The 1,910-nt window shown below is 56.3% G+C and carries 3 protein-coding genes; all 3 read left to right on the forward strand.

What is annotated here, in order from left to right; translation table 11 throughout:
- Positions 1-219: VirB8/TrbF family protein (locus tag V7676_RS18600; RefSeq protein WP_335660867.1), on the forward strand; the 219-nt coding region annotated here is incomplete at its 5' end.
- A complete protein-coding gene (gene virB9 / locus V7676_RS18605; protein ID WP_335661051.1) occupies positions 216-1,076 on the forward strand; it encodes a P-type conjugative transfer protein VirB9 in 861 nt (286 codons plus the stop codon). The genes V7676_RS18600 and virB9, both read left to right, overlap by 4 nt.
- The coding region (locus V7676_RS18610) for a TrbI/VirB10 family protein (protein ID WP_335661052.1) at positions 1,076-1,910 on the forward strand (835 nt) is incomplete at its 3' end. The genes virB9 and V7676_RS18610, both read left to right, overlap by 1 nt.

A 1,910-nucleotide genomic window follows, 5' to 3' on the forward strand; every position in this document is an offset into this window, starting at 1 on the left:
TTCATCGCGGTCAAATCAGTCACGTTCGTTTCCGAAAAAGTCGCGCAAATACGCTTCACCAAATCGCTCCAGCAAGGTTCACGCGTCACTGACACGCAGGCGATTGCAACGGTGACTTACGACACCACGGACACACCAACTACCGAGCAGCAAAGGTTCAAAAACCCGCTCGGGCTGGAAGTGCAAACCTACCGCGCCGATCTGGAGGTCACACCATGAAAAATCTGAGAAACTTCACTCTATTGGCGCTGCTGCTTAGCGGATCACCAATAATGGCTGGTGAAACCCCGCAGCCAACGGCGCAAGACAACCGAATCCGCGAAGTTATCTTTGACGAAAATCAGGTTTTCCGTATTGTCGGCGTTTTCCGGTCTGCAACACAGATTGTATTTTCGCCGGGCGAACGCGTCGAGCATGTTGCGCTCGGAGACACGATATCCTGGGAAGTGGCTCCCGCTGAAAATTCACTGTTCATCAAGCCGCGCGAACGAGCCGGGCCAACCAATCTGATCGTCATCACGCGTTCAAATACAGGAAACCGAACCTATACATTCGAGCTCAGCGCGCGCCGGGGCTCGATTGGCGAACGAACCACTGATACCTTCTTTAAGGTAGCCTTCCGCTATCCGCGCGAAGAGGCAGCGGCGGCGCAAGCTGCTGCTACCCAAGCGGCATACACGCAGGCAGTAGCGCTCCAATCAGGCGCAATCCGCTCAGCGCTTGATCTTGGCGTTATCGAAGGCACCCGTAATCTCAAATACAGCGTTCAGGGATCATCGGAAATCCAGCCTTCCGAAATTACTGACAACGGACAATTTACCGCCCTGCGTTTTCCGAACCAGCGCGAATTACCCGCAATATTTGCAATCAATCCTGACGGCACGGAGAGCATTGTCCCGTTCGATGTTCGCGATGAATTTGTGGTTGTCCACGGCGTGTTTGCGCAGCTTCGCTTGCGGCGCGGTAAAAAGGTGCTGTGCATTTTCAATGACGCACCCGATTTTTATGGACGCGACCCCAAGACCGGCACGGCCTCAAGCATTGTCGAGCGAACAGATGACGGGGAGTCAAATTGATGACCGATACCACTCAGCCAGAACCGGCCTCAAACCGTCCTACGGTTGATCAAACACCCGGTCCCGACGAGATTGACCGCAGCCCGGCGGGCGAACGTGGCAGCAAAATGCCGTCGATCCCCGGCACGGCGATGGACCCGAAAAAGATGATCGGCTTCGCCGCCGCCGCTGGCGCTTTGATGTTTACAGTACTGGCGCTTGGAACCGGGCTGACTGGCAATTCAGAATTGCCGCCCGTAAAACCCAAACCAGCGCTCGAAGCTGCAGATTATGATCCGGCAACGGTTATTGCCCCGACGCTTGCAGAAGCTGGAACCGATCCCAACGCACCTATTCCATTGGGGGAACCCGTTGTTCCGGCTATTGGCGAGCAGCCCTTACCCCAGCAAGGCCAAGGTCCGACCCCGGTGCAACAACGGCAGCAATCGCCAGCGGAAGCACTGCGCGAAGCTGCGCGCCGGTCAACGCTTATTGCCTATGGCGGTGAGCGCGCCGGTGGAGCCAGTGCAGCGAACTATAATGCAGTTAGTAGCGGAGCCAGCACCGGAGAAGCTTCGCCCCGCCAATCCACCAATCTTGATACGCTCCGGCGCGCGTCGGTTATCGGGCAGGCGCAAGCACGTCCGCTTCCCGACCGAAATTTCCTGATTACGGCGGGAAGCTTCATTCCATGTGTCCTGCAAACCGCGATGGATTCTAGTCAGCCGGGATATGTGAGCTGTATTGTCCCGCGCAATGTCTATTCCGACAATGGCCGGGTCGTGCTTCTGGAAAAAGGCACGAAAATCTTCGGCGAATATCAAGGCGGCCTCAATCGGGGACAATACCGCCTGT

It is taken from the genome of Parasphingorhabdus sp., from assembly GCF_036963805.1.
Taxonomy (GTDB): Bacteria; Pseudomonadota; Alphaproteobacteria; order Sphingomonadales; family Sphingomonadaceae; genus Parasphingorhabdus.